The following is a 23,890-nucleotide window of genomic DNA, read 5'->3' as shown; positions in this document are numbered from 1 at the left end:
CCCAGTGATCCGATGAACATTCAGAGCCACCGACGGCGGATGTCGGAACCCCTCACGCTCACCACACTTGTATGGAGCCGATACGTGGCCAGAACAACCCTCAGGATCAGAGCACGGGCAGTGCGCGTGGCGGCAGTTGGCGCCAGTGTCACCTTGGTGCTCTCGGCCTGTGGCAGCACGGATGACACCGCGGGATCCGGTGGCGGGGGCGGCGGTGAGGGCAAGGTGGGCGTGATTCTGCCGCTGCTGACCTCGCCGTTCTGGCAGTCGTACAACGACTATGTGCCGAAGATGGCGAAGTCCGAGGACGTCGACGCGCTGAAGACCGTCAACTCCAACAGCGATCCCGCGCAGCAGATCACCGACATCAACAACCAGCTCAACCAGGGTGTGAAGGGTCTGGTCGTCGCGCCGATCGACAGTGCCGCGATCTCCGCGGGCCTGGACCAGGCGGAGCGCAAGGGCGTGCCCGTGGTCGCCGTGGACGTGGCGCCGGAGAAGGGCAAGGTCGCGATGGTGGTGCGCGCGAACAACGTCGCGTACGGCCAGAAGGCCTGTGACTACCTCGGCGACGAGATCAAGGGCGGGAAGGTCGTCCAGATCATGGGCGACCTGGCCTCCGTGAACGGCCGGGACCGGTCCAAGGCCTTCCGGCAGTGCATGAAGGAGAAGTACCCGAAGGTGAAGGTCCTGGAGATTCCCGCGAAGTGGGAGTCGGACGCCGCCGCGTCCAAGCTGGACACCCTTCTCAACTCCAACCCGGACATCGAGGGCATCTACATGCAGGCGGGCGGCGTCTACCTCGCGCCGACGCTCCAGACCCTCAAGGCGAAGGGCATGCTGAAGAAGGCGGGCACGAAGGGGCACATCACGATCGTGTCCAACGACGGGATCCCGCAGGAGTTCGACGCGATCCGCAAGGGCCAGATCGACGCGACCGTCTCGCAGCCCGCCGACGCGTACGCGAAGTACGGCATGTTCTACATCAAGGCCGCGATGAACGGGGAGAAGTTCAAGCCCGGCCCCACCGATCACGGCTCGACCATCGTGCGGCTGCCCAACGGGATGCTGGAGGACCAGCTGTCCGCGCCGCTGGTGACCAAGGAGAACGTGGGGCTGTTCCACGACGGCGATGATCAGTGACCGGTCACCGGCCACCGTCCGCGTCCGGGTGATCGGCCCGGTCTGAGCCGGACGCGGCCCCGGTCGTGGTCGCGTCCGCCTCGCCACTCGCTTGCTCATCCGCCACTCCTGTTTCTGTTATCCCGCCCCCCGGCCTCGGGTCTCCCTGGTGTCGGACGGAAAATGCGGGGGACAGGGAAAGGACGTGGGCGGCTGTGGCAGCGACTGAGGAGCACCGTGCCGCGGTGGTCGAGGCGGCGCGGCAGGGTGCCCTGTGGGCGCAGGACGAGCTGGTCACCGAGTATCTGCCGTTGGTCTACAACATCGTGGGCCGGGCGCTGAACGGGCACGCGGACGTCGACGACGTGGTGCAGGAGACGATGATCCGCGCGCTCGGCGCGCTCGCCTCGCTCCAGGACCCGCGCAGCTTCCGGTCCTGGCTCGTGGCCATCGCGATGAACCAGATCCGCGGCCACTGGCACAAGCAGCAGGCCGCGCCCTCCGGTTCCGGTCTCCAGGACGCGTACGACGTGGCCGATCCGGGCGCCGACTTCGTGGACCTGACGATCCTGCGCCTGGGCCTGGAGGGGCAGCGGCGGGAGGCGGCCGAGGCCACCCGCTGGCTGGACACCGACGACCGCGCGCTCCTCTCGCTGTGGTGGCTCGAGGCGGCGGGGGAGCTGAGCCGCAGCGACGTGGCCACCGCCATGTGTCTGTCGCCGCAGCACACGGCGGTGCGGGTGCAGCGCATGAAGGCGCAGCTCGAGACCGCCCGCCTTGTCGTACGGGCGCTGTCCGCGCAGCCCTCGTGCGCCGGGCTCGCCTCGGTGCTCGGGGTCTGGGACGGCCATCCGTCGGGGCTGTGGCGCAAGCGCATCGCCCGGCATGTGCGGGACTGCACGGCCTGCTCCGGGTACGAGGCGGGGCTGGTGCCGGCCGAGGGGCTGCTGGTGGGTCTCGGGTTGGTGCCGGTGGCGCTGGCCGGGCTTGCGGGGCTTGCCGCGCTGGGGCGGGGCGGGGGGTCGGGTGCGGGGCTCGGTGACGGTACGGATGTTGCGTACGGTGCGGACTTGGGACATAGCGCGGACGTGGGCCATGGCGCGGACGTGGGCCAGGGGGGCGACTGGGGTCACGGGGCCGACTTCGTCCAGGGCGAGGACTTCGCCCATGGCTCGGGCTCGGCCCACGGCGCCGACTTCGCCCCGGCCGGTCACGACGGCTTCGCGGGCGACCCCCTGCGCCCGGACGTCCCGCTGGACCACATCCCCGCGCCGACCGGCGCTCCCGCCGGTGACACCTCCGTCCTCGCCACCGTGGGCGACGCCCCGCACCCCGGCCGCCGCAGCCACCGCCGCCCGGGCCGTATAGCCAAGCGGCGGCGCGCCACCGTCCTCGCGGCCGCCGCCGCCGTACTCGTCACCGGAGGCACGATGGCGAGCCTGCACCTGTGGCCGGGCGACGGAGAGGACGACAAGTCGACCTCCGCGGCCGACGCGCCGCCCGAGACGTCCGCGGCCCCCGAGTCACCCTCGCCCACCGCCTCGCCCTCACCGTCGCGCAAGCCCAAGGCGAAGCCGAGCAAGTCCGCCGCGCCCAAGCCCAAGCCCTCGCGTACGAAGGAGCCCGCCCCGAAGCCGCCCCGGACCGAGAAGCCGAAGCCCAGGCCCACCGCGCCGACCGCCCCCACGGCCGCCCCCGCGAACACCACGGCCGGGAAGGTCCTGGCGCTCGTCAACGACGAGCGGGCCAAGGCCGGTTGCCGTCCCGTGAAGCTCGACGACCGGCTCTCCCGCGCCGCTCAGCTCCACAGCGAGGACATGTCCGACAACAACTACTTCGACCACACCAGCCAGGACGGCCGCTCCTTCGCCGACCGGGCCACGGCCCAGGGCTATCCGTCGCCCGGCGCCGAGAACATCGCCCGCGGCCAGAATTCCCCTGACTCCGTGATGCAGTCGTGGATGACCTCGCAGGGCCACCGCGAGAACATCCTCAACTGCGACCTCACCACGATGGGCGTCGGCGTGGTCGAGAAGGACTGGACGTGGACCCAGGTGTTCGGGAGGTAGCAGGCCGCGGCGCCTGCCGCCGGACCCCTGGCTGCCGAAACCCGGACGCTAGGCTCCGCGCATGCCCGACCTCGACCCCGACCCGCGCCTGCGGTCCTTGAGGGACCGCCTCCTTCGGCCGAGCCCGGTGAGGAAGGTGACGGTCGTGGGCTTCGACGGCGCGGATGTCCTCGTGCGTGTGGCTCGCGCGGAGGATCGGGTCGTCGAGGGCCAGGCCTGCGAGGGTCAGGGCGTCGAGGGCCAGGCCTCCGAGGGCTGCGGCGTCGAGTCGGCGCGGATTCCCGCGGACGAGGTGTCGATGCGCCCCGTCGACCACCCCTCGGAGATCCTCGCGGTCGGTCAGGAGATCGAGGCCGAGGATATCGGGCGTCGACGTGGCGGTCGGCTCGAGCTGTCCGCGAGGGCCTGCGAGAACCCGGAACTCCGCTCCTTCGTCCTCGGCATGGAGCCGGGGCGGGTGGTGACCGGGACGGTGTCACAGGTGGCGGACTTCGGCGTCTTCGTCCATCTGGACGGAGAGCCCGACGGGCTGTGCACCGGGTTCATCCGCGTGGTCGACCTGACGTGGTCGCACATCGATCACGCCTGCGAGGCCGTCGAGGCCGGGCAGCGCGTCACCGGTCAAGTGGTCGTCTCGCACACGCGACAGGGCCAGGTCGTGGTGTCGCTCAAGGCCCTCCAGGAGGATCCTGTCCGTCCGCTTCGCTGAGGGCGGGGTGAAGGGTGCGGCCGCCCACCCAGAGATATTCCTTGACGCGAATATTCGTATGGGTGAATACTGCTGCCCATGGACGCAGACGCACTCCTCACCGCACTGGCCGACCCGGCCCGCTGGCGGCTCGTGGCCCTCCTGGCCGAGCGGCCCCGGCCGGTCGGCGTCCTCGCCCAGCTCGCCGAGGCGCGCCAGCCGCAGACGACCAAGCACCTTCAGCACCTGGAGCGCGCCGGTGTCGTCACGTCGCAGCGCACCGGCCAGCGCCGCATCTACGCCCTCCGCTCCGACCCCCTGCGGGACCTGGCTGTCGTGCTCCACGGGCTCGCCGACACCGCGGACCAGGCCGGCGGCCCCCGCGAGACCTACGACCGCTACGGACGCAGCCTCGACGCGGAGCGCCGCGCGGCGGAGGCGCCGGGGTGGGCCGACGGCCGCTCGTTCCGGTTCCACCGTTCCCTGGCCGGGGAGCCCGACCTGGTCTGGCGCCACCTGACCGAGCCCTCCCTGCTCGCCCGGTGGTGGACGCCCGACGACCTGCGCGTCTCCGAGCTCGTCTTCGAGGCGCGCCCGGGCGGACGCATCGTCCTGCAGTACCGCGACACCGACGACGTCGACGGCTCCGACCAGGTCGCAGGGCACGGACAAGGAGTCGTCGAGGACGTGCGCCCCGGTGGGCGCCTCGCCTACCGGCTCTCCCCGCACCTTCCCGACGGCAGCTCCGCCTTCACCGCCCACGTCGACTTCGACCTCCGGGCCAGCGACACCGGCACGGACCTCGACGTCCAGTACCGGATCACCGGCAGCACGGTCGACTCCGCGGACTTCATCGCGGGCATCGAGATCGGCTTCGGCCAGAGCCTCGACAGGCTCGCCGACGCCGTCCGCACATCCCAGTGAACGTACAAGGCGCCTCACACCGAGACCACGGAAGAGGAAACACAGTCATGACCGACTCCACCGCACGCAAAGTGACCGCGAACATCGCCCTCACTCTCGACGGGCGCTACAACGGACCGGGTGGACCCGCCGACCTCGGTGCGATCGTGCGCTACGCGACCACCGAGGTCGCACGCAATCACCTCACCCGCATATGGGAGGGCGCGACGACGGCCCTCCTCGGCCGAGTCAACGCCGAGGGATTCCTGGGGTACTGGCCGGCCGTCGCCGCGGACGAGAACGCCGACCCACGCGATCGCGGCTACGCGAAGTGGCTGGTCGACACGGAGAAGGTGGTCCTTTCGACCACGCTGACCGAGGCCCCGTGGGAACGCGCCCGGGTGGTGAACGCCCCGGCCGCCGACGTCGTCGCCGAGCTCAAGGCCGACGGTGAGGGCGACATCCTCGTCAACACCAGCGCGAGCATCGTGAAGCCGCTGCTCGCCGCCGACCTGATCGACCGGTTGTACCTGCTGGTCTGCCCCGAGATCGCCGGGGGAGGGGAGCGGCTGTTCGAGGACGGCCTGCCCGCCTCGCAGTGGAAGCTCACGCAGCAGGAGACCGGTGAGCTGGGCGAGATGGCGATGATCTACGACCGGGTCCGCTGAGGCGGATGGCCAGCGGCGGCCGACGACGTCAGCGCCGCAGGCCCAGCACCTCCCGCCCCGCGTACCGCGCCTGCGCGCCCAGCTCCTCCTCGATCCGGAACAGCTGGTTGTACTTGGCGGTGCGGTCGGAGCGGGACAGGGAACCGGTCTTGATCTGGCCGCAGCCGGTGGCGACGGCCAGGTCGGCGATGGTGGTGTCCTCGGTCTCGCCGGAGCGGTGGGACATCACGACGGTGTAGCCGGCGCGGTGGGCGGTGGAGACCGTGGCGAGGGTCTCGGTGAGGGTGCCGATCTGGTTGACCTTCACCAGGATCGAGTTGGCGACGCCGTCGCGGATCCCGGCGGTGAGCAGCGTCTCGTTGGTGCAGAAGACGTCGTCGCCGGTGAGCTGGCAGCGGTCGCCGAGGCGCGCGGTGAGGTCGCGCCAGCCGTCGTGGTCGTCCTCGGCCATCGGGTCCTCGATGGAGGCGACGGGGTAGCGGTCGACGAGGGCGGCGAGGTAGTCGGCGTGCTCGGCGGGGGTGCGGCGGACGCCCTCGCCCGCGTAGTCGTAGACCCCGTAGTGGAAGAACTCCGATGTGGCCGGGTCCATGACGAGGGTGATGTCGGTGCCGGGCTTGTAGCCGGTCTGCTCGATGGCGTGGACGACGAAGTCCAGGGCCTCGTCGGCGGTGCGCAGGTCGGGGGCGAAGCCGCCCTCGTCACCGACGTTCACGCTGTGTCCGGCGGCGACCAGGTTGCCGCGCAGGGTGTGGAAGACCTCCGAGCCCATCCGGACGGCCTCGGCGAAGGTCGCCGCGCCGATCGGGGCGATCATGAACTCCTGGAAGTCGAGCGGATTGTCGGCGTGCGCCCCGCCGTTGACGATGTTCATCATCGGCACCGGCAGGATCCGGGCGTCGACCCCGCCGACGTAGCGGTAGAGCGGCAGCCGGTGGGCGGCCGCGGCAGCCTTGGCGGTCGCCAGGGAGACGCCGAGCAGGGCGTTCGCGCCGAGCCGTGACTTCGTGTCCGTGCCGTCCAGGTCGATCATCGTGCGGTCCACGGTCGCCTGGTCCTCGGCGTCGAGCCCGGTCACGGCGTCCGCGACGCTCTCGTTGACGGCGTCGACGGCGCGCCGAACTCCCTTGCCGTGATACCGATTCGGGTCGCCGTCGCGCAGCTCCACCGCCTCCCTGGCCCCGGTGGACGCGCCCGAGGGAACGGCCGCGCGGCCGAGCGAACCGTCCTTGAGCTCCACGTCGACCTCGACGGTGGGATTGCCCCGGCTGTCGATGATCTCGCGTGCGACGACCCGGCTGATGGCGGTCACGGTGCAACTCCTCACGCTGGGCCCGCGCGGCGGCGGGCGGTAAGTTTCAAGCAGAAACAAAGTGGGTCCCGAAAAGGAACCTACTATGGGTCCATGAGGATGCACAACGCTGACGAGACCTGCGGCATCGCCCAGGCCGCCCTGGTCCTTGGCGACTGGTGGAACGTGCTGGTGCTGCGCGAAGTCGCCCGCGGCCACGTCCGCTTCGACGCGCTCGCCGCCGAGATCGGACTGTCCCGCAAGGTCCTCACCGAGCGCCTCGGCCGACTCGTCGCCCAGGGTGTGCTGCGCCGCAGCCTCTACCAACGGCGTCCCGTACGGTACGAGTACGTGCTCACCGACGCCGGAGCCGCACTGCTCCCGCTCCTCGTCGCCATGCAGGACTGGGGCGACCGGTGGGTCCTCGGCGACGGCAGCCTCACCGGGACCGCCGCTGCGGACAGCGCCGAACACGCCCGCGTCCACGCTCTGACCGGCACCCGCCTGCCCGACGGCCTCGACCTGCCCGGCCCAGGGGGCGTCGACCTGCCCCTGATCTCGCCGGACGCCGCCGCGACCGTCCTGTTCACCTACCCCGGCACGGGCATCCAGTGGGGCGAGCCGCCGATCCCCGGCGCGGTCGGCTGCACCCTGGAGAACCGGCTCTTCCGCGACGCCTGGCCCGACTTCCGTGCGGCGGACGTGGACGTACGCGGAATCAGCACCCAACTCCTCCATGAGCAGGCAGAGTTCGCGCGCGCCGAGCAGGTCCCGTACACCCTCCTCTCCGACGCCTCCCACCGGCTGGCCGCGGCCCTGCGCCTGCCGACCTTCCGTGGCGCGGGCAGGCTGCGCCACAAGCGTCTGATCCTGATCGTCGACGCAGAACGGACCGTGCGGCACACGCTGTTCCCGGTCGTCGACATCCCGCACGCGGTCGAGGAGAGCCTGCGCCTGGCCGCCGGGTGGATCTAGGGCCTGTTGCGAAAGCCCCAGAAGTCCCAGAAGCCCCAGAAGCCTCAGACGGCCAAAGTGGCAGTGCGGGAACTCGCGCGCGGTGCGCTCCTACTGCGGCCGCATCAGCTCCAGGTCCTCACCCCATGCGTCCAGCACCGCGTTGTGCCCGGCCCGGCGGGCCACTGCCTCGACCTGGGCGAAGAGACGACGCTGCGTGGTCACGTCGCCCAATTCTGAGATGCGGTCCACGGCGTCGAGCAGCATGCCGGTGTCCCAGCCGGGCAGCGGGAATCGGGCAAGCTCCCATTGCAGATACTTGTTGTAGGGGCGGGGGCGGCCGTCGAGAGCGAAGAGCAACTCCAGCAGAAACCGGATGCTGTCGGCGCCGTCGAGCCGGGCCGCGAGCGCGTGTCCGTCGCGGTCGTTCTTGACCGAGCGGTAGAGAGAGTTGGCGTAGGCGTCGAGCCACGCGCCCGCCTCCCGGAAAGCTTCATCGGCGTCGAGCCGTGCCTTGCGGGCCAGGATCCGGGCGATGCCTCCGTCGAGCCGGTCGAGCACGACCCGGGCGCGGGCGAGGGCGTACCGCTCGAAGCCGGGCATTCCGGCGGCGCGGAACTGGTCGAGGGAGAGGATGACGAGGTCGAGTTCCGGGGTGCGGTGCCCCGCGAACCGGGTGAGGTCCGTCGTCGCACCATCGGCGAGGACGACGTAGAGGTCGTGGTCGGAGTGCTCGGTGGTCATGCCCTCGTGGGCCCGGGACCCCTTGAGGACAAGGCCGACGACAGCTGAGTCGGCGGCGGCGAGTTCGACGAACGCGTCGTAGGTGAGGGGCTGCTGAGCAGTCATTGCGTGATCTCCGGTGTTGTGACGACGGGTATGGCGGCCGGGCGGCCCCGAACCCATCGGGGTCGCCGACACCGTCTGCGGCGGCGCGTGGCCGCCGCCCGGAAGATCAACGCACATGCGGACCCTATCGCCCGGCCGGCCCGGACGTCTCGCATGCGGCACGCGATCGCCCCCGACCAGGATCCACTTTCGCGACAGGCTCTAGGTGCTCACGTCGTACGCGGCCCGCGCCTTGAGGACCTCGTCCATGTTCTCCTCGGCCCATGCCTTGATCGCCCGCATCAGGGGGATCAGGGACTCGCCGAGCGGGGTGAGGGCGTAGTCGACCCGGACCGGCACGGACGGGGTGACGGTCCGGGTGAGGAGGCCGTCCCGTTCGAGGTTGCGCAGGCTCTGGGTGAGCATCTTCTGGCTCACGCTCGCGAGGCGCCGGGCCAGGTCGGAGTAGCGCTGCGGGCCCTCGGCCAGGGCGTTGACGATCAGGCTGACCCACTTGTCGCTGATGCGGTCCAGCAGATGCCGTGCGGGGCACTCGGCCAGGTAGGCGTCGTAGGCGGCCCGTTCCTCGGCGCGCTTGCTCATGGCTCTCCTCGCTCTCCTTGGCGTGCGCTAGGCACCTTGAAGTGCCTTCTTCCCGATGGAGAGTAACTCTCCATAAGGTCGCTGGTGTTCGGCGAGGCGGAGAAGGGCGTCGCGGAACGCCGGGGAGATTCCAACGGGAGGAGTCGCGCGTGCGCGCGGTCGTGGTGCGGGAAGCGGGCGGGCCGGAGGCCCTGGAGATCGTGGAGGTGCCGGTGCCGACCCCTGGTGTCGGGCAGGTCCGTGTGCGCGTCGAGGCGGCCGCGGTGAACCCCGTCGACGCGCTGACGCGCTCCGGGGACCTCGGCGCTGCGGGGCTGCTGCCGCCCCGGGACGTCATCGGTATCGGCTGGGACGTCGCGGGGCGTGTCGACGAAGTCGGCCCGGGGGTGAGGGAGTTCGCGCCCGGGGACCGGGTGATCGGGGTGCGGGACCGGCTGGACCTCTCGCTCGGCACGTACGCCGACTTCGTCGTCCTGGACGCCACTGCGGTCGCGGCGGCCCCGGCGCGGCTCTCCGCCGTCGAGGCCGCCACGCTGCCGTTGAACGGGCTCACCGCCCTCCAGGCCCTTGACCTGCCGGCCCTGGAACCGGGTGCGACCCTGCTGGTCACCGGGGCGGCGGGAGCCGTGGGCGGCTTCGCGGTGCAACTGGCCGCCCTGCGCGGGCTGCGGGTGGTGGCGTACGCGGACACCGCCGACGAGGAGTTCGTGCGGGCCGCGGGGGCCGAGTGGTTCGTCCCCCGCTCCCGCGATCTCGCCGAGGACGTCCGCGCCCTGGTGCCCGGTGGCGTGGATGCCGCCCTCGACGCCGCCGTGCTCGGCATCGCGGCGCTGGGCGCCGTACGCAACCACGGCTCCTTCGTCTCCGTCGTCGGCGGCGCCGCCCCGGTCCCGCTCCGCGGCATCACGGTGGCCGAGCAGTGGGTCGCCGCCGACGGCACGGCCCTCGCCCAGCTCGCCGCGCTGGCCGAGGCCCAACAGCTCACCGCCCGCGTCGCCGACACCCTGCCGCTGGACGAGGCGGTGCGGGCCCACCGCCGACTCGAAGAGCGCGACGGCAGGCGCGGCCGCCTCGTCCTGGTCCCCTGACCGACGCGACGGGGCGCGGACCAGGCCGAGGCGGGATGCCGACCCCGTCCGCCGCGGGACGACGGGGCCGCAGAAGCCGGACGAGAGGCCCGCCCGGGACGAGGGGCCCGCCGCCGTCGGACGGCAGGCCCGCCCGGCTCAGGCCGCGCGCCGCCGGAACTGCTGGTCGGCGCCGCTCCCGCAAGGCTGCTGCACGAGCCGCGCCCCGTCCTGCGTGGACCCGTCCGCGACGGTCAGGCACTTGCCGCTGTGCCGGGCCGCGAGCCGGTAGCGCCCGTCGCCCCGGTCCTGGAACTGCCACTGCTGGTGGGCTCCATTGCCGCAGCGGTACTGGTTCACGGCGGCGCCGTCGCCGGTGGACTCGTCGGCCACGTCCAGGCACTTGCCGCTGTGCTGGGCCAGCACGCGGGCGTACCCGCCGCCCACGTCCTCGACCCGCCACTGCTGGTTGAGGCCGAGGGCGCAGCCGTACTGGACGACGGTCGCGTTGTCGGCGGCGGACTCGTCGGACACGTCGAGGCACTTGCCGCTGTGCCGGGCCTCAAGTCCGAAGTGCGGGCCGCCCTCCACGCCCTCGACGGTCCCGGCGGCGGCGTCGATGCTGACCTTCGGGTACCACGGCAGCGTCAGCCGGGTCCGCGTCGGGAACGACAGCGGCAGCCAGACGTACTGCGAGTCGTTGACCGTGCCGCCCATGGAGTTGCCCCAGCGGTCGCCCATGTACAGGTACGAGGTGCCCGAACTCCCCTGCACGGGAAGGACGAAGGTCGTCTGGGAGTGGTAGCCGTTGTCGTTGCCCGCGTCCTTCATCTCGCTCCAGGGGCCGGTGATGCTGGTCGCGGTGGCGTACTGCTGCTGGTTGGGCTGCCAGCCGCTGTTGCCCGAGGTGAGCATGAAGTACACGCCGTCCCGCTTGAACAGCGCGGGCGCCTCCCGGTACGTCCCCGCCCAGGGGTTGGCGACCAGCTCGTCGTAGCGGGTGTAGTCGGAGGTGAGACGGTATATGTGCAGGTCGGCATTGTCCCTGGCGGACGTGATCTGGTACGCCGTGCCGTCGTCGTCCTGGAACAGGGTCATGTCCCGGGACGTGACGTCGCCCGGCGGGCGCATGCTGCCCTTCCAGGTGTAGTCGCCGTCGACGGTGTCGGAGACGGCGACGGCCGCGCGGGCCTCGCTGTAGTCGCCGTTGCCCTTCTCCTTGTGCATCCACATGACGAACTGGCCGGTGGACTTGTTGTAGATCACCTTGGGGCGCTCGATGTTGGCGACCTTCAGCTCGGGGGCGGACTCCTGGGTCAGGACGTCCTTCTTGAACTCCCAGGTCTTCAGGTCGGTGGAGCGGTAGACGGACACGGCCTTGAAGTTGTTGCCGCCGTCGCGGTTCTCGCCGAACCAGTAGTAGGCGGAGCCGACCTTGATGACTCCGCCGCCGTGGGCGTGGACCGGCGCCCCGCCGGTGTCGCTGAACTGCGTTCCGTTGGTGACCGTGACCGGCGCGGCCTGCGCCGGGGGAGCGGCGGTGAGCAGCGCGAGCACACTCGCGCACACGGCCAGGAGGGGGGTGAGGGTGCGTCTCAACATGAAGGAACCTTCGTTGCGTTCTGAATTGTTGATTCGTGTGTGATTCTGTGAAACGGGACCGTAGGAGCGTGCGCGCGGTTCGTCAATACGTTCAACACGGCCCGTTCCACGGCTCCTTGGCGGATCACCGCACACGGCGACTCCGTTCCGGCCGCGCAACAGGGCGTACGGCCTGTGCGTGGGGCCGAGTTGTGGGGTCCTATGCCATGTCGCGAGGTTCGGGGGCGCTCCTAGGGTGACCGGCACCTCGCCGCTCGCAGGAGGCACTCATGGCGTACGGAATCGCCCAACTGCCCACCCGAACCAGCCTGTTGTCCCGGCGGACGGAATGGCTCCGACGCCGGACGCGCAGGATCGGCACGCTGGCCGCGGCCCTCGCGCTCGCCTCCGGCGCGTCCCTGCTCGCCCCGGCCCCCGAGGCGCGCGCGGCGGTCGCCCTGGAGCGGGTGACCGACTTCGGGGCCAACCCGGGCGCACTGAACATGTACGTGTACCGGCCGACGTCACTGCCCGCGCGTCCGGCCGTGGTGGTGGCCCTGCACGGCTGCACCCAGAGCGCCCGGCTCTACGCCGACAACTCCGGCCTGACCGAGTTCGCCGACCGGTACGGGTTCCTGCTGGTCTTCGCCGAGACCACGACGTCGAACAACCTCAACAAGTGCTTCAACTGGTTCCAGAGCGCCGATACCCGGCGCGGCCAGGGCGAGGTCGCCTCGATCCGGCAGATGGTCGCCAAGGCCGGATCCGCCTACGGCGGCGACCCCACCCGTACGTACGTGACGGGCCTGTCGGCGGGCGGCGGGATGACCTCGGCCCTGCTCGCCACCTACCCGGACGTCTTCCGTGCCGGAGCGGTCGTCGCCGGTCTGCCCCACCGCTGCGCCATCGACGTCCTGTCCGCGTTCACCTGCATGAACCCCGGCGTGACCCGGACCCCCGCGGCCTGGGCGAAGAGCGTGAAGGACGCCGTCCCGGGCCACACCGGGCCGTGGCCGCGCGTGGCCGTCTGGCACGGCGACCGCGACACCACGGTCGTACCGAGGAACGCGGACGCCCTGCGCGACCAGTGGACGGCCGTGCACGGTCTGAAACAGACGCCCGACCGCACGTCCACCCTCGGGCCCGACGGCACCCGGCGCGAGCAGTATCTCGCCGCCGACGGCAGCGTCGCGGTCGAGGTCGACCGGGTGCCGGCCGTCGGCCACGGCACTCCGGTCGACCCCGGAAGCGGGGCGCGGCAGTGCGGGGCGACGGGCACCGTCCACTTCGTCGCGTCGATCTGCTCCAGCTACTGGATCACCGAGTTCTTCGGCCTCCACGGGTGAGCCGGTCCTTCGGGCGCGGGCGCCGCGGCACCGCTCCGGCGCCACGCTCCTTCCGCCTCGCGCGCGCCGCCGCCACGGGAGCTGCCTTGGTGCTCGTCCTCACCATCGGCCCGAGCGGAGCCGCCACGCACACCCCGGAATCCGCGACCTGCGCCCGCCTCGACCGGCTGCACATCCCCGGCGCCGAGCGCCAACTCGTCGTCTGCCTGGACGAGTTGACCACCGCCGGGACCGTAGGCTCGGGCCACACCGTCCCGGCGGACTGGGCCGGTCTCACCCCGAAGGACCTGCCCACGCCCACCGGCGTCCCCGGCATCCAGGTCGACGGCCACTTCCCCGACACCTCCCGGACCAACACCCACCACGGCTGGGACCACGACGCCCAGTTCGTCATCCGGCTGCCCGACCGCTGGAACGGCGGCCTGGTGATCGCGGGCACCCCCGGCAACCGGGCGCAGTATGCCAACGACAGGGCCATCGGGGACTGGGTGCTGGCCTGCGGCCACGCCTACGCCGCCACGGACAAGGGCAACACCGGGCCCCGGTTCCACCGCGACGGCCGACGGCCGGGTGACGCCGTCGCCGAATGGAACCGGCGCGTCACCCAGCTCACCAGGGCCGCCCGGGCGGTCACCACCCAGCGCTACGGTCGGCCTCCTGCCCGCACCCTGACCACGGGCATCTCCAACGGCGGCTACCTCGTGCGCTGGCAGTTGGAGAACCATCCCGAGCTGTACGACGGCGGCGTGGACTGGGAGGGCACCCTGTGGCGCGCCGACGGGCCGAACCCGCTCACCTCCCTGCCGACCGCACTGCGCGCGTACCCCGCCTACGCGGCGGGCGGCGCCGGAGCCGCCCGCGCCCACCGAAAGCTCCTCGCGGCGGGCTTCCCCGCGGGCTCGGAATTCCTGTGGCCCTACCACCACCGCGCCTACTGGGACCTGACCCAGCGCGTCTACCGCGAGGAGTTCGACCCCGGCTTCGACGGCCCGACCGAGGCGGGCACCCCGTACTGCGCACCCGGCACGCCCGGATGCGACGCGGACTACGACTACGCGCGCCGTCCGGCGCGGGTCCATCGCGCGGTGGAGCGGATCGAGCTGACCGGGACGATCGGGAAACCGCTGATCACGGTGCAGGGGACACTCGACGTTCTGCTGCCCATCAGCCGTGCTGCGGACGTCTACGCCCGACTGGTCCGGGACGCGGGCCGCCCGGCCGCACCGTCCCGCGTCCCGCAGGGGCGGACCCGGCCACCCTGCTGACCAGCTGCCCGCTGAAGGGCTGACCCGGGGCGGTGCGGCGGGCCACGGGATCAGCGCTTGGTGCCGAAGTTCTGCACCCACCACGGGCCGTTGGCCTTCAGGCTGACACCGGCGCCGAAGTCCTTGTACGCGCAGTTGAGGATGTTCTTGCGGTGTCCGGAGCTCCGCATCCAGTCACGCATCGCGGTCTTGGGGCCCTTCGGACCCTTGTGTATGTTCTCGCCCCAGGCCCCGGCCCGGTAGCCCGCCTTGCGCATCCGGTCCCCGGCGCTCACGCCCTCCGGGCTGGTGTGGTCGTAGTAGTCGCGCGCCGCCATGTCCTTGGCGTGCGCCATCGCGGCGGTCTGCACCCGGCGGTCCAGGCGCAGGGGCCCGCAACCCGCCCGCGCCCGCTCCTTGTTGACGAGGACCAGCAGCCGCTTCGCGTACTTCGCGGACTTGCTCACCGCCGGGCGCTTCGGCTGGGTCTTGGCGCGCGGGGCGGCGGCGGTCGCCGCGTCCTTGCCCTGGTCCTCGCCGCCGGAGGGGTTGGCCAGCGCGAACGTGCCCACCGAGGCGACGGTGGCGGCCGCCACGACGCCGCCGGCCAGGATGCGAACCTTGCGCCCGCGCGTGCTCCGCCCGTGACGACCGCGCCGCTCGGCGTCGGCGGTCCCGGCCCCCGGAGTGAGGGCCCGGTCCTGCTCGCCGTCGTGATCCAGGTGCATGTCTGCTCCGCTCTGTGGTGTACGCCGGTCGGTCCGACGTATAGGAGAGCGGCTCGGCGCCTGGAGACAACACTTTTTCGCGGACGTACGAGAGTCCATGGGGCCGTACGCGAAAGTCCATCCCGCCCCGGCCCCGCCCGCGCCACCCTGACGGGCAGGGCCGATGCCGTGGCGCCCGTGCCGCGCCCCCAACGAGCAGGATGCGACCCGCGGTTGGCGACACCCTCGACCGGCACGCGCGCGCAGTGTTCCCCCACGCCTACGCGCGCGTGCCTTCCAGGGCCTCCGTCAGCGGCGCCCCGCAGCCGGAGCAGACGTGCTCTCCCGCACCACGAGATGTGTGGGCACCAGCGTCGTCCCCTGCTCACCGGACCCGGTACGGATCTGCCGCAGCGCGCTCTCCACGAGCAACTGGCCCACCTGGTCGAAGTCCTGGTGGATGGTGGTCAGGGGCGGGAAGAAGGAGGACGCGTCGGGGATGTCGTCGAAGCCGATGACGCTGACGTCGCCGGGGATGGAGCGGCCCTTCTCGTGCAGGGCGCGCATCACGCCGAGGGCCATCTGGTCGTTGGCGGCGAACACGGCGGTGCAGTCCGGCTGTTCCGCGAGCAGGAGCCCGGCGTGGTAGCCCGATTCGGCGGTCCAGTCGCCGCGCAGGGCGGTCGGCGCCTCGCGGCCCGCCGCCTCCAGCGTGGCGCGCCAGGCGCCTTCCCGGCCCTGGGCGGCGAACGACTCCTCGGGTCCGGCCACGTGCCAGACCGTCCGGTGGCCGAGGCCGAGCAGGTGGTCCACGGCCGTCCGGGCGCCGCCCGCCTGGTCGGTGTCCACCACGCTGTAGCGGTCGCCGGCGTGCGAATCGGCCACGACGACCCGCACGTTGGGCGGCGGGACCAGGGACGACGCGTCCAGGAGGTGCACCTCCATGATGGCGATGATCGCGTCCACGGCGAGTTCGCCGAGGCGGGAGAAGGCGCCGCGCACCTCGTCCTGCGTCGGCACGGCGACCGGGAGCAGCGTGACCGCGTACCCCTCCTGGGCCGCGGAGCGCGCGATGGCGTCGAGCGTGTGGACGTTGCCCGTGGTCGACAGCGTGAAGGTGACGACGCCGATGGTGCGGAACTCGCCGCGGCGCATGGCCCGCGCGGCGCTGTTGGGGCGGTAGCCCAGCTCCGTCATCGCCTCCAGGACCCGCGCGCGGGTCTCCTCGGTGACGCCGGGGAAGCCGTTGGAGACCCGGGAGACGGTCTGGCCGGAGACGCCGGCCAGGCGGGCGACGTCGATCATGGACGCGCCCTGCTTGCGGCGGGGCGACCCGCCCTGACGGCCCGGCGTCCGGCGCCCGCCCGCAGGTGTTCCGCTGGTTGTCACTTGCACCCTTCCCCGCACTCACATCGACTTCTCGCGCAGCCTCTTGACCCTCCGCTGCGGCGCAGTGTAGACATCTCCCACTCAATGTTTACGTAAACATAACACGACCGGCGGCCCTTTCCGGCCATCGATGTTTACGTAAACATCGCAAGGCGCGCCCCTTCGGGCGCGAGGCGAGCACGAGGGGACTTGTCATGGCAACACTGCAATCCGCGGCCGTCGGACGTGCGGGCGCACCCCCGCCGCGACGGCGGCGGTCCTGGACGGGCTGGGGGTTCGTGGCCCCGTTCGCCCTGGTCTTCGCCCTGGTCTTCCTGGCTCCCATCGCCTACTCGATCTACCTCAGCCTCTTCCAGGACCGGCTGATCGGCGGCACCACCTTCGTGGGCCTGGACAACTACCAACGAGCCCTGGACGACCCCGAGTTCTGGGAGGGGCTCGGCCGGGTGGCGCTGTTCCTCGCCGTCCAGGTGCCGATCATGCTCGGGATCGCGCTGCTCGTGGCGCTCGCCCTGGACAGCGGCCGGCTCTACGGCAAGAGCTTCTTCCGGATTTCGATCTTCCTGCCGTACGCCGTGCCCGCCGTGGTCGCCACCCTCATGTGGGGCTTCATGTACGGCACCCGGTTCGGACTCGTCGGCGACGTGAACGACGCCTTCGGCGCCGACCTGCCCGACCCGCTCTCCCCTGATCTCGTGCTCGCGTCCATCGGCAACATCGTCACCTGGGAGTTCGTCGGCTACAACATGCTGATCTTCTACTCCGCGCTGCGCGTGATCCCGCACTCCCTCTACGAGGCCGCGGAGATCGACGGCGCGTCGCAGCTGCGCGTCATCACCGCCATCAAGCTCCCCGCCATCCGCGGTGCGCTGGTCATCGCCACCATCTTCTCGATCATCGGCAGCTTCCAGCTCTTCAACGAGCCGAGCATCCTCCAGGACCTCGCGCCCAACGCCATCACCACCTCGTACACCCCCAACCTCTACACGTACTCCCTGTCGTTCAACGGACAGCAGCAGAACTACTCCGCGACCGTCGCGATCATCATGGGCCTCATCACCATGGTCATCGCCTACGTCGTCCAGCTCCGCGGCATGCGCAAGGGAGCGTGACCCATGGCCACCCCCACCAGGACCGCCGCCAGGACCACCCGCGCCACCGGCCCGAGGCACGCGCCGCCGCCCCGGCTGCGCACCCCCCGACGGCAGCGCCACAGCCTCGCCCGCCCCCGCCGCAGCGTGCCGCTGACCCTGCTCACGGGCCTGGTCGTCCTCTACACCCTCGTGCCGCTGCTGTGGCTCGTCATCAGCGCCACCAAGTCCCAGGAAGGCCTGGCCGATTCGTTCGGCCTGTGGTTCGGCGGTGACTTCGCCCTCTGGGACAACATCAGGGAGACCTTCACCTACAACGACGGTGTCTTCACCCGCTGGCTCCTGAACACCCTCCTGTACGTCGTCCTCGGTGCCGGCGGCGCCACCGTCCTCGCCGTCCTCGGCGGCTACGCCCTCGCCAAGTTCGACTTCCCCGGCAAGCGCGTCGTCTTCGCCGTCGTCATCGGGGCGGTCGCCGTGCCCGGCACCGCCCTCGCGGTGCCCACCTTCCTGATGTTCGGCGAGATGGGCCTGACCGACACCCCCTGGGCCGTCATCATCCCCTCCCTCATCTCGCCCTTCGGCCTCTACTTGATGTGGGTCTTCGCCACCGAGGCGATCCCCGCCGAACTGCTCGAGGCCGCGCGCGTCGACGGCGCCGGGGAGCTGCGCACCTTCGTCCAGGTGTGTCTGCCGCTGCTCGCGCCCGGGATGGTGACCGTCCTGCTGTTCACGATGGTGCAGACCTGGAACAACTACTTCCTGCCGCTGATCATGATCAAGGATCCCGACTGGTATCCGCTGACCCTGGGCCTCAACAGCTGGAACGCCCAGGCCTCCACGGCGGGCGGCGAGCCCGTCTTCCACCTGGTGATCACCGGGTCGCTCCTCACCATCGTGCCGCTCGTCGCCGCCTTCCTGCTGCTCCAGAAGTTCTGGCAGTCGGGCCTCGCCGCCGGAAGCGTCAAGGAGTAGCACTCCGCGCCCGCGCCCGAACCGGCCCCCGCCCACTCCCGCTCACCGCACACCGATCCGCACGTCCAGCCAAGGGGAACACGTCCATGCCGTTGCACACCCGCCGTGCCCTGCGCGGTCTCGCCGTCGTCTGCGCACTGACCCTGGGAGCGGCCGCCTGCGGCTCCTCCGACGACGGGGACAGCCCGAAGAACGTATCCGGAAAGGACATCGACGCGGCCCTGAAGAAGGGCGGAAAGATCACCGTGTGGGCCTGGGAACCCACCCTGAAGAAGGTCGCCGAGGACTTCGAGGAGAAGCACCCGGGCGTCGAGGTCGACCTCGTCAACGCGGGCACGAACGACAAGCAGTACACCGCCCTGCAGAACGCCATGTCCGCGGGCAAGGGCGTCCCCGACGTCGCGCAGATCGAGTACTACGCCCTCGGCCAGTTCGCCCTGAAGGAATCGATCACCGACCTGTCAGGATTCGGCGCGGACAAGCTCGCCAGCAGCTACTCCCGCGGTCCCTGGAGCGCCGTCAGCCAGGGCGGCGACAAGACCTACGCGCTGCCGATGGACTCCGGGCCGATGGCGCTCTTCTACAACAAGAAGCTCTTCGACAAGCACGACATCGCCGTGCCCACGACCTGGGACGAGTACGTCGACGCCGCCCGCGCCCTGCACAAGGCCGACCCGAAGGTATACATCACCAACGACACCGGTGACGCGGGCCTGACCACCAGCCTGCTGTGGCAGGCGGGCGCACGGCCCTTCGACGTGAAGGACAAGACCGACGTCGGCATCAGCTTCAAGGACAAGGGAGCCACCGCCTACACGGGCACGTGGCAGAAGCTGATCGACGACAAGCTCCTCGCGCCCATCACGTCCTGGAGCGACGAGTGGTACCAGGGCATGGCCAAGGGCACCATCGCGACCCTGGCCATCGGCGCCTGGATGCCCGCCAACCTCGCCTCCGGCGTGAAGTCCGGCGCCGGGGACTGGCGGGTGGCCCCGCTGCCGCAGTGGACCAAGGGCGGCAAGGTCAGCGCGGAGAACGGCGGCAGCTCCCTGGCCCTGCCCTCGGCCGGGAAGAACAAGGAACTCGCGTACGCCTTCATCGAGTACGCGAATCACGGAGCCGGTGTCCAGACCCGGATCAAGAACGGTGCCTTCCCTGCGACCAACACCGATCTGACGTCGGACAAGTTCCAGCAGACGAAGTTCCCCTACTTCGGCGGGCAGAAGGCCAACCAGGTCTTCGCCGAATCGGCGGCGCGCGTCCCGGACGACTGGTCGTACCTGCCGTTCCAGGTCTACTCCAACTCCGTCTTCAACGACACCGCGGGCAAGGCGTACGTGTCGGACACCCCGCTGGTCGACGGGCTGAGGTCCTGGCAGCGGAAGTCGGCCGAGTACGGCAAGCAGCAGGGGTTCACCGTCCACGAGTGATCCGCCCGCCGTGCGCCCGCCGCACGCCCGCGCGCGACGCCGCACGCGCCCATGCCTCGACACACGCTCGCACGACGCTCGAAAGACGAGAGTGACGATGACCCGTCGCACCACCTTGCCCCGCCTGCTGCCCGCACCGGACGGCGGCAGCCGCGCCCGGCTCGCCTACGGCGCCGACTACAACCCCGAGCAGTGGCCCCGGGAGGTCTGGCAGGAGGACGTCCGCCTGATGCGCCGGGCGGGGGTCAACATCATCTCCCTGGGGATCTTCTCCTGGGCGCGCCTCCAACCCGACGACGGGGTCTGGGACTTCGCGTGGCTCGACGAGCTGATGGACCTCCTGCACGCCCACGGCATCGCCGTCGACCTCGCCACCGCCACCGCGTCACCGCCGCCCTGGCTGACCACGGCGCACCCGGAGATCCTGCCGGTCACGGCCGAGGGGGCGACGGTCTGGCCCGGCGCGCGGCAGCACTGGCGGCCGACGTCGCCGGTGTTCCGTGAGTACGCGCTCCGGCTGGTCTCCGCCATGGCGAAGCAGTACGCGGGCCATCCGGCCCTGGCGGCCTGGCACGTCAACAACGAGCTGGGCTGCCACAACATCTACGACTACTCCGACGACGCGGCCCGGGCCTTCCGGCGCTGGCTGCGCGACCGGTACGAGGGCCTCGACCGGCTCAACCACGCCTGGGGCACGGCCTTCTGGTCCCAGCGCTACAGCGACTGGGACCAGATCCTGCCGCCCCGCCTCGCCGCCTCCCACCCCAACCCCACCCAGCAGCTGGACTTCAAGCGCTTCTCGTCGGACGCGCTCAAGGACTATCTGTGCGCCGAGCGGGACATCCTGCGCCGCCTCACCCCCGAAACGCCCGTCACCAGCAACTTCATGGTGATGGGCGGCACCAAGGGCATGAACTACGCCGACTGGGCCCACGAGGTCGACTTCGTCTCCAACGACCACTACGTCCACCCCGGCCCCCAGGACCGCGACGAGCTGTCGTTCTCCGCGAACCTCATCAGCGGCATCGCCGGTGGCCGGCCCTGGTACGTGATGGAGCACTCCACGAGCGCCGTCAACTGGCAGCCCGTCAACGTCGCGAAGCGCCCCGGCGACCTCGCCCGGGACTCGCTGCTGCACGTCGCCCACGGCGCCGACGGCATCTGCTTCTTCCAGTGGCGCCAGTCGGTGGCGGGCGCGGAGAAGTACCACTCGGCGATGGTCCCGCACGCCGGGGAGGACAGCGCGGTCTTCCGTGCCGTGACCGAACTCGGCCGCACGCTGGACGAGTTGGCGCCTGTCGCCGGTTCCGAGCGCGAACCGGCCGCCGTCGCGATCCTCTTCGACTGGGAGTCGTGGTGGGCCAGCGAACAGGACTCCCACCCCACGTCCCGCCTCGACTACCGCCAGGAGGCGCTCGACTGGTACTCCGCGCTGCTCGCCCTCGGGATCCGCGCCGACGTGATCACGACGGACACCGACCTCGCCCCGTACCGGCTGCTCGTCGCGCCCGTCCTGCACGTGGTGCCCGCCGAGCTGGCCGCTCGGCTCACCCGGTACGCGGAGGGCGGCGGCCACCTGGTCACCACGTACTTCTCCGGTGTCGTCGACGAGAACGACCATGTGTGGCTGGGCGGTTACCCGGGCGCGCTGCGGGATCTGCTCGGCATTCGCGTGGAGGAGTTCGGGCCGCTTCTCGACGGCGACGCGGTGTCGTTGGACGGCGGTTTCACGGGCACGCTGTGGGCCGACCGGGCCGACGTGACCGACCCCGCCGTGGAGGTGCTCGCCCGCTACGGCTCGGGCGAGCACAGCGGCCGCCCGGCGGTCACCCGCCGCCGCGCCGGGGGCGGGTCGGCCGCCTATGTCGGCAGCCGCCTGGGTGCGGAGGGACTGGCCGGGCTTCTGCCCCGTCTGCTCGATGTGGCCGAGGTCAGGAGCGAACTCCCCGCCGCCGCGCGCGGCCGGGTCGAGCTCACGGTCCGCCGGTCCGGGGACCGCCGCTACCTGTTCCTGGTCAACCGCACCGACGAGGCGGTGACCCTGACCGGCCTTACCGGGGACGTACTCGCCGGCGCCCCTGGAGACGTACCGCAGAGCCACCTCACCCTGCCCCCACGCGGCGTCGCGGTCCTGCGCGAGTCCGCCCCCTGACAGCACGGCGCCCCACCCGAAGTGACAACTCCAGAAAGGATCACGATGGCACACGGCACCCGCAAGCGGCCGCTGCCGACCGTCCTCGGCGTCACCGCCCTGGCCGCGGTCACCGCACTCGCCGCCGCCCCACCGTCACCCGCGACGGAACGAGCCGCGGACTCCGTCACCGTCCGGCCCGATCCCGTGCACGCGCAGCAGAAGTTCGAGGGCTGGGGCACCAGCCTGGTCTGGTTCGCCAACGCCACCGGGGGCTATCCCGACGAGATCCGCAACCAACTCGCCGAGCTGCTGTTCGGCGCCGACGGGCTCAACCTCAACATCGCCCGCTACAACATCGGCGGCGGCAACGCCCCCGACGTCAAGGACTACCTCCGGGCCGGTGGCGCCGTCGAGGGCTGGTGGCGGGCTCCCGATGGCACCACCCGTGAGGACACCGAGTGGTGGGATCCCGCGAACCCCGCCCACTGGAAGGGCGACGCGGACAAGCCCCAGCGCTGGTGGGTCGACCGGATCAAGTCGAAGATCGACCATTGGGAGACGTTCAGCAACTCGCCCCCGTGGTTCATGACGAAGAGCGGCTACGTCTCCGGGGGCTTCGACGCCAACGAGGACCAGCTCAAGACGGAGTCCATCGACGACTTCACCGCGTACCTCACCGGCGCGACCCGGCGCCTGGAGAAGGCGCACGGCATCAGGGTGAAGACGCTCGACCCCTTCAACGAACCCAACACCGACTACTGGAGCACCAAACTCGGCCCCGACGGGCAGCCCGTCGGCGGCCGTCAGGAGGGCGCACACATGGGCCCGGGGCTGCAGCAGGAGGTGATCCGCTCCTTGGCCCCGACCCTGCGGAAGTCCAAGAGCCGCACGAAGATCTCGGCGATGGACGAGACCAACCCCACCAAGTTCGCCGAGAACTGGAACTCCTACCCGGAGGAGGTGCGGCGCCTGGTCGACCAGCTCAACGTCCACACGTACGGCACCGGGGGCCGGACCACGGTGCGCGACCTGGCCAGGGCGGCGGGCAAGCCGCTGTGGATGAGCGAGGTCGAGGGGGAGTGGGACCCGGACGGGCAGGACTTCGAGGACATGAGGTCGGGTCTCGGCCTGGCCCAGCACATGGTCGACGACCTGCGGGAACTGGAGCCCACGGCCTGGGTGTTCTGGCAGCCCGTCGAGGACTACAACAACATGAAGCCGGGCGGTGAGAGCGCCAAGGGCGGCAACTGGGGCAGCATCCAGCTCCCCTTCGACTGCACCGCCGAGGACACCCTGAAGACCTGCCCCATCACGACCAACACCAAGTTCGACACGGCCCGGAACTTCACCCACCACATCCGTCCGGGCGACCGCCTGATCACCGTGGACGAAGGCTCCAGCGCGGCGGCGCTCGACGCCGACGGCAAGGGCGCCACGATCGTCCACGTCAACTCCACCGGAGCGGAGCGCACGGTGACGGTGGATCTGTCGAGGTTCGCCGCCGTCAGCCCGGACGCCACCGTGACGCCGGTGGTGACCAGCGCCGACGGCGCACTGGAACGCCGCGACCCCGTACGGGTCACGGACCGGCGCGCCACGGTCACCGTCCCGGCCGAGTCGGTCACCAGCTTCGTCGTGGACGGGGTGTCCGGCACCGCGTAGCAGGCCGTGGGGGGGGGGGGGGGGGGGGGGGGGGGGGGGGGGGGGGGGAAACACCCCCCCCCCCCCCCCCCAGCGCAAGGGGGGAAGGGGGGGGCGAGCGGTGGGGCGGGGCGTGGTGCTTCTCCCCCGCCCGGGTTG

General features: G+C 71.2%; 19 protein-coding genes and 1 pseudogene. 14 read left to right on the top strand and 6 right to left on the bottom strand.

Annotated elements, in window-relative coordinates:
- The first annotated feature begins 39 nt into the window (after window positions 1-39).
- The 5 genes from ACZ6AA_RS07730 to ACZ6AA_RS07710 all read left to right on the top strand — a co-directional run bounded on the left by ACZ6AA_RS07730 (window position 40) and on the right by ACZ6AA_RS07710 (window position 5,450).
- On the top strand, window positions 40-1,143 hold the full coding sequence (locus ACZ6AA_RS07730) for a sugar ABC transporter substrate-binding protein (RefSeq protein ID WP_468482424.1): 1,104 nt from the start codon (window positions 40-42) through the stop codon (window positions 1,141-1,143).
- Between the two features lie 194 nt (window positions 1,144-1,337).
- Window positions 1,338-3,191, top strand: a complete 1,854-nt coding sequence (locus tag ACZ6AA_RS07725) for a sigma-70 family RNA polymerase sigma factor (protein ID WP_468482423.1) — start codon at window positions 1,338-1,340, stop codon at window positions 3,189-3,191.
- 61 nt (window positions 3,192-3,252) lie between these two features.
- Window positions 3,253-3,900: a S1 RNA-binding domain-containing protein gene (locus tag ACZ6AA_RS07720; protein ID WP_471456812.1), complete on the top strand. Its 648-nt coding sequence runs from the start codon at window positions 3,253-3,255 to the stop codon at window positions 3,898-3,900.
- A gap of 78 nt (window positions 3,901-3,978) precedes the next feature.
- Entirely contained in the window at window positions 3,979-4,803 is an 825-nt protein-coding gene (locus ACZ6AA_RS07715) for a metalloregulator ArsR/SmtB family transcription factor (protein ID WP_471456810.1), read from the top strand.
- Between the two features lie 47 nt (window positions 4,804-4,850).
- Entirely contained in the window at window positions 4,851-5,450 is a 600-nt protein-coding gene (locus ACZ6AA_RS07710) for a dihydrofolate reductase family protein (protein WP_468482420.1), read from the top strand.
- 28 nt (window positions 5,451-5,478) lie between these two features.
- Here the strand turns inward: ACZ6AA_RS07710 and eno are convergent, their stop codons facing one another.
- Window positions 5,479-6,762 carry a phosphopyruvate hydratase gene (eno, locus tag ACZ6AA_RS07705; protein WP_471456808.1) on the bottom strand — a complete coding sequence of 428 codons (1,284 nt, stop codon included), beginning with the start codon at window positions 6,760-6,762 and terminating at the stop codon, window positions 5,479-5,481.
- Window positions 6,763-6,855: 93 nt separating this feature from the next.
- On the opposite strand from eno, the gene ACZ6AA_RS07700 reads away from it, so the two are divergent.
- Window positions 6,856-7,716, top strand: a complete 861-nt coding sequence (locus ACZ6AA_RS07700) for a winged helix-turn-helix transcriptional regulator (RefSeq protein ID WP_471456806.1) — start codon at window positions 6,856-6,858, stop codon at window positions 7,714-7,716.
- Between the two features lie 90 nt (window positions 7,717-7,806).
- Here ACZ6AA_RS07700 and ACZ6AA_RS07695 read toward each other — a convergent pair whose 3' ends face one another.
- Both ACZ6AA_RS07695 and ACZ6AA_RS07690 read right to left on the bottom strand, forming a co-directional pair.
- Complete coding sequence (locus ACZ6AA_RS07695) at window positions 7,807-8,544, bottom strand: hypothetical protein (RefSeq protein WP_471456804.1); 738 nt, start codon at window positions 8,542-8,544, stop codon at window positions 7,807-7,809.
- A gap of 201 nt (window positions 8,545-8,745) precedes the next feature.
- On the bottom strand, window positions 8,746-9,126 hold the full coding sequence (locus tag ACZ6AA_RS07690; protein WP_468457801.1) for a winged helix-turn-helix transcriptional regulator: 381 nt from the start codon (window positions 9,124-9,126) through the stop codon (window positions 8,746-8,748).
- 149 nt (window positions 9,127-9,275) lie between these two features.
- On the opposite strand from ACZ6AA_RS07690, the gene ACZ6AA_RS07685 reads away from it, so the two are divergent.
- The gene (locus ACZ6AA_RS07685; RefSeq protein WP_471456802.1) at window positions 9,276-10,214 is read left to right on the top strand and encodes an NADP-dependent oxidoreductase; all 939 of its coding nucleotides are present in this window, start codon (window positions 9,276-9,278) and stop codon (window positions 10,212-10,214) included.
- Between the two features lie 138 nt (window positions 10,215-10,352).
- Here the strand turns inward: ACZ6AA_RS07685 and ACZ6AA_RS07680 are convergent, their stop codons facing one another.
- Window positions 10,353-11,795, bottom strand: coding sequence for an RICIN domain-containing protein (locus ACZ6AA_RS07680; protein ID WP_471456800.1), 1,443 nt, complete (start codon window positions 11,793-11,795; stop codon window positions 10,353-10,355).
- Window positions 11,796-12,064: 269 nt separating this feature from the next.
- On the opposite strand from ACZ6AA_RS07680, the pseudogene ACZ6AA_RS07675 reads away from it, so the two are divergent.
- Window positions 12,065-13,117 (top strand): annotated as a pseudogene (locus tag ACZ6AA_RS07675) (extracellular catalytic domain type 1 short-chain-length polyhydroxyalkanoate depolymerase); the annotation flags it as partial.
- Window positions 13,117-14,385 carry a tannase/feruloyl esterase family alpha/beta hydrolase gene (locus ACZ6AA_RS07670; protein ID WP_471456798.1) on the top strand — a complete coding sequence of 423 codons (1,269 nt, stop codon included), beginning with the start codon at window positions 13,117-13,119 and terminating at the stop codon, window positions 14,383-14,385. The pseudogene ACZ6AA_RS07675 and the gene ACZ6AA_RS07670, both read left to right, overlap by 1 nt.
- Window positions 14,386-14,435: 50 nt before the next feature.
- Here the strand turns inward: ACZ6AA_RS07670 and ACZ6AA_RS07665 are convergent, their stop codons facing one another.
- Both ACZ6AA_RS07665 and ACZ6AA_RS07660 read right to left on the bottom strand, forming a co-directional pair.
- Complete coding sequence (locus tag ACZ6AA_RS07665; protein WP_471456796.1) at window positions 14,436-15,092, bottom strand: CAP domain-containing protein; 657 nt, start codon at window positions 15,090-15,092, stop codon at window positions 14,436-14,438.
- A 288-nt stretch (window positions 15,093-15,380) separates the two neighbouring features.
- Entirely contained in the window at window positions 15,381-16,376 is a 996-nt protein-coding gene (locus ACZ6AA_RS07660) for a LacI family DNA-binding transcriptional regulator (protein ID WP_471456794.1), read from the bottom strand.
- Window positions 16,377-16,654: 278 nt separating this feature from the next.
- Between ACZ6AA_RS07660 and ACZ6AA_RS07655 the strand changes: the two genes are divergently transcribed.
- The 5 genes from ACZ6AA_RS07655 (at window position 16,655) to ACZ6AA_RS07635 (ending at window position 23,752) form a co-directional block, all read left to right on the top strand.
- Window positions 16,655-17,572 carry a carbohydrate ABC transporter permease gene (locus tag ACZ6AA_RS07655; RefSeq protein ID WP_468457811.1) on the top strand — a complete coding sequence of 306 codons (918 nt, stop codon included), beginning with the start codon at window positions 16,655-16,657 and terminating at the stop codon, window positions 17,570-17,572.
- A gap of 3 nt (window positions 17,573-17,575) precedes the next feature.
- Window positions 17,576-18,526: a carbohydrate ABC transporter permease gene (locus ACZ6AA_RS07650; protein ID WP_468457813.1), complete on the top strand. Its 951-nt coding sequence runs from the start codon at window positions 17,576-17,578 to the stop codon at window positions 18,524-18,526.
- An 86-nt stretch (window positions 18,527-18,612) separates the two neighbouring features.
- Entirely contained in the window at window positions 18,613-19,956 is a 1,344-nt protein-coding gene (locus ACZ6AA_RS07645; RefSeq protein ID WP_471456792.1) for an ABC transporter substrate-binding protein, read from the top strand.
- Between the two features lie 97 nt (window positions 19,957-20,053).
- Entirely contained in the window at window positions 20,054-22,108 is a 2,055-nt protein-coding gene (locus tag ACZ6AA_RS07640; protein WP_468457817.1) for a beta-galactosidase, read from the top strand.
- 45 nt (window positions 22,109-22,153) lie between these two features.
- On the top strand, window positions 22,154-23,752 hold the full coding sequence (locus ACZ6AA_RS07635) for a glycoside hydrolase family 30 protein (RefSeq protein WP_471456791.1): 1,599 nt from the start codon (window positions 22,154-22,156) through the stop codon (window positions 23,750-23,752).
- Window positions 23,753-23,890: the final 138 nt, after the last annotated feature.

The sequence above is a fragment of the Streptomyces sp. NPDC040610 genome (assembly GCF_055594065.1).
Note: the sequence above shows the minus strand (reverse complement) of the source record. Positions and strands in the feature narration are given on the sequence as shown.

Coding starts and splice junctions, on each gene's coding strand:
- ACZ6AA_RS07730 (WP_468482424.1), top strand. CDS start 40: ATGTCGGAACCCCTCACGCTCACCACACTTGTATGGAGCCGATACGTG.
- ACZ6AA_RS07720 (WP_471456812.1), top strand. CDS start 3,253: ATGCCCGACCTCGACCCCGACCCGCGCCTGCGGTCCTTGAGGGACCGC.
- ACZ6AA_RS07715 (WP_471456810.1), top strand. CDS start 3,979: ATGGACGCAGACGCACTCCTCACCGCACTGGCCGACCCGGCCCGCTGG.
- ACZ6AA_RS07710 (WP_468482420.1), top strand. CDS start 4,851: ATGACCGACTCCACCGCACGCAAAGTGACCGCGAACATCGCCCTCACT.
- ACZ6AA_RS07700 (WP_471456806.1), top strand. CDS start 6,856: ATGAGGATGCACAACGCTGACGAGACCTGCGGCATCGCCCAGGCCGCC.
- ACZ6AA_RS07695 (WP_471456804.1), bottom strand. CDS start 8,544: ATGACTGCTCAGCAGCCCCTCACCTACGACGCGTTCGTCGAACTCGCC.
- ACZ6AA_RS07690 (WP_468457801.1), bottom strand. CDS start 9,126: ATGAGCAAGCGCGCCGAGGAACGGGCCGCCTACGACGCCTACCTGGCC.
- ACZ6AA_RS07680 (WP_471456800.1), bottom strand. CDS start 11,795: ATGTTGAGACGCACCCTCACCCCCCTCCTGGCCGTGTGCGCGAGTGTG.
- ACZ6AA_RS07665 (WP_471456796.1), bottom strand. CDS start 15,092: ATGCACCTGGATCACGACGGCGAGCAGGACCGGGCCCTCACTCCGGGG.
- ACZ6AA_RS07660 (WP_471456794.1), bottom strand. CDS start 16,376: ATGATCGACGTCGCCCGCCTGGCCGGCGTCTCCGGCCAGACCGTCTCC.
- ACZ6AA_RS07655 (WP_468457811.1), top strand. CDS start 16,655: ATGGCAACACTGCAATCCGCGGCCGTCGGACGTGCGGGCGCACCCCCG.
- ACZ6AA_RS07650 (WP_468457813.1), top strand. CDS start 17,576: ATGGCCACCCCCACCAGGACCGCCGCCAGGACCACCCGCGCCACCGGC.
- ACZ6AA_RS07645 (WP_471456792.1), top strand. CDS start 18,613: ATGCCGTTGCACACCCGCCGTGCCCTGCGCGGTCTCGCCGTCGTCTGC.
- ACZ6AA_RS07640 (WP_468457817.1), top strand. CDS start 20,054: ATGACCCGTCGCACCACCTTGCCCCGCCTGCTGCCCGCACCGGACGGC.
- ACZ6AA_RS07635 (WP_471456791.1), top strand. CDS start 22,154: ATGGCACACGGCACCCGCAAGCGGCCGCTGCCGACCGTCCTCGGCGTC.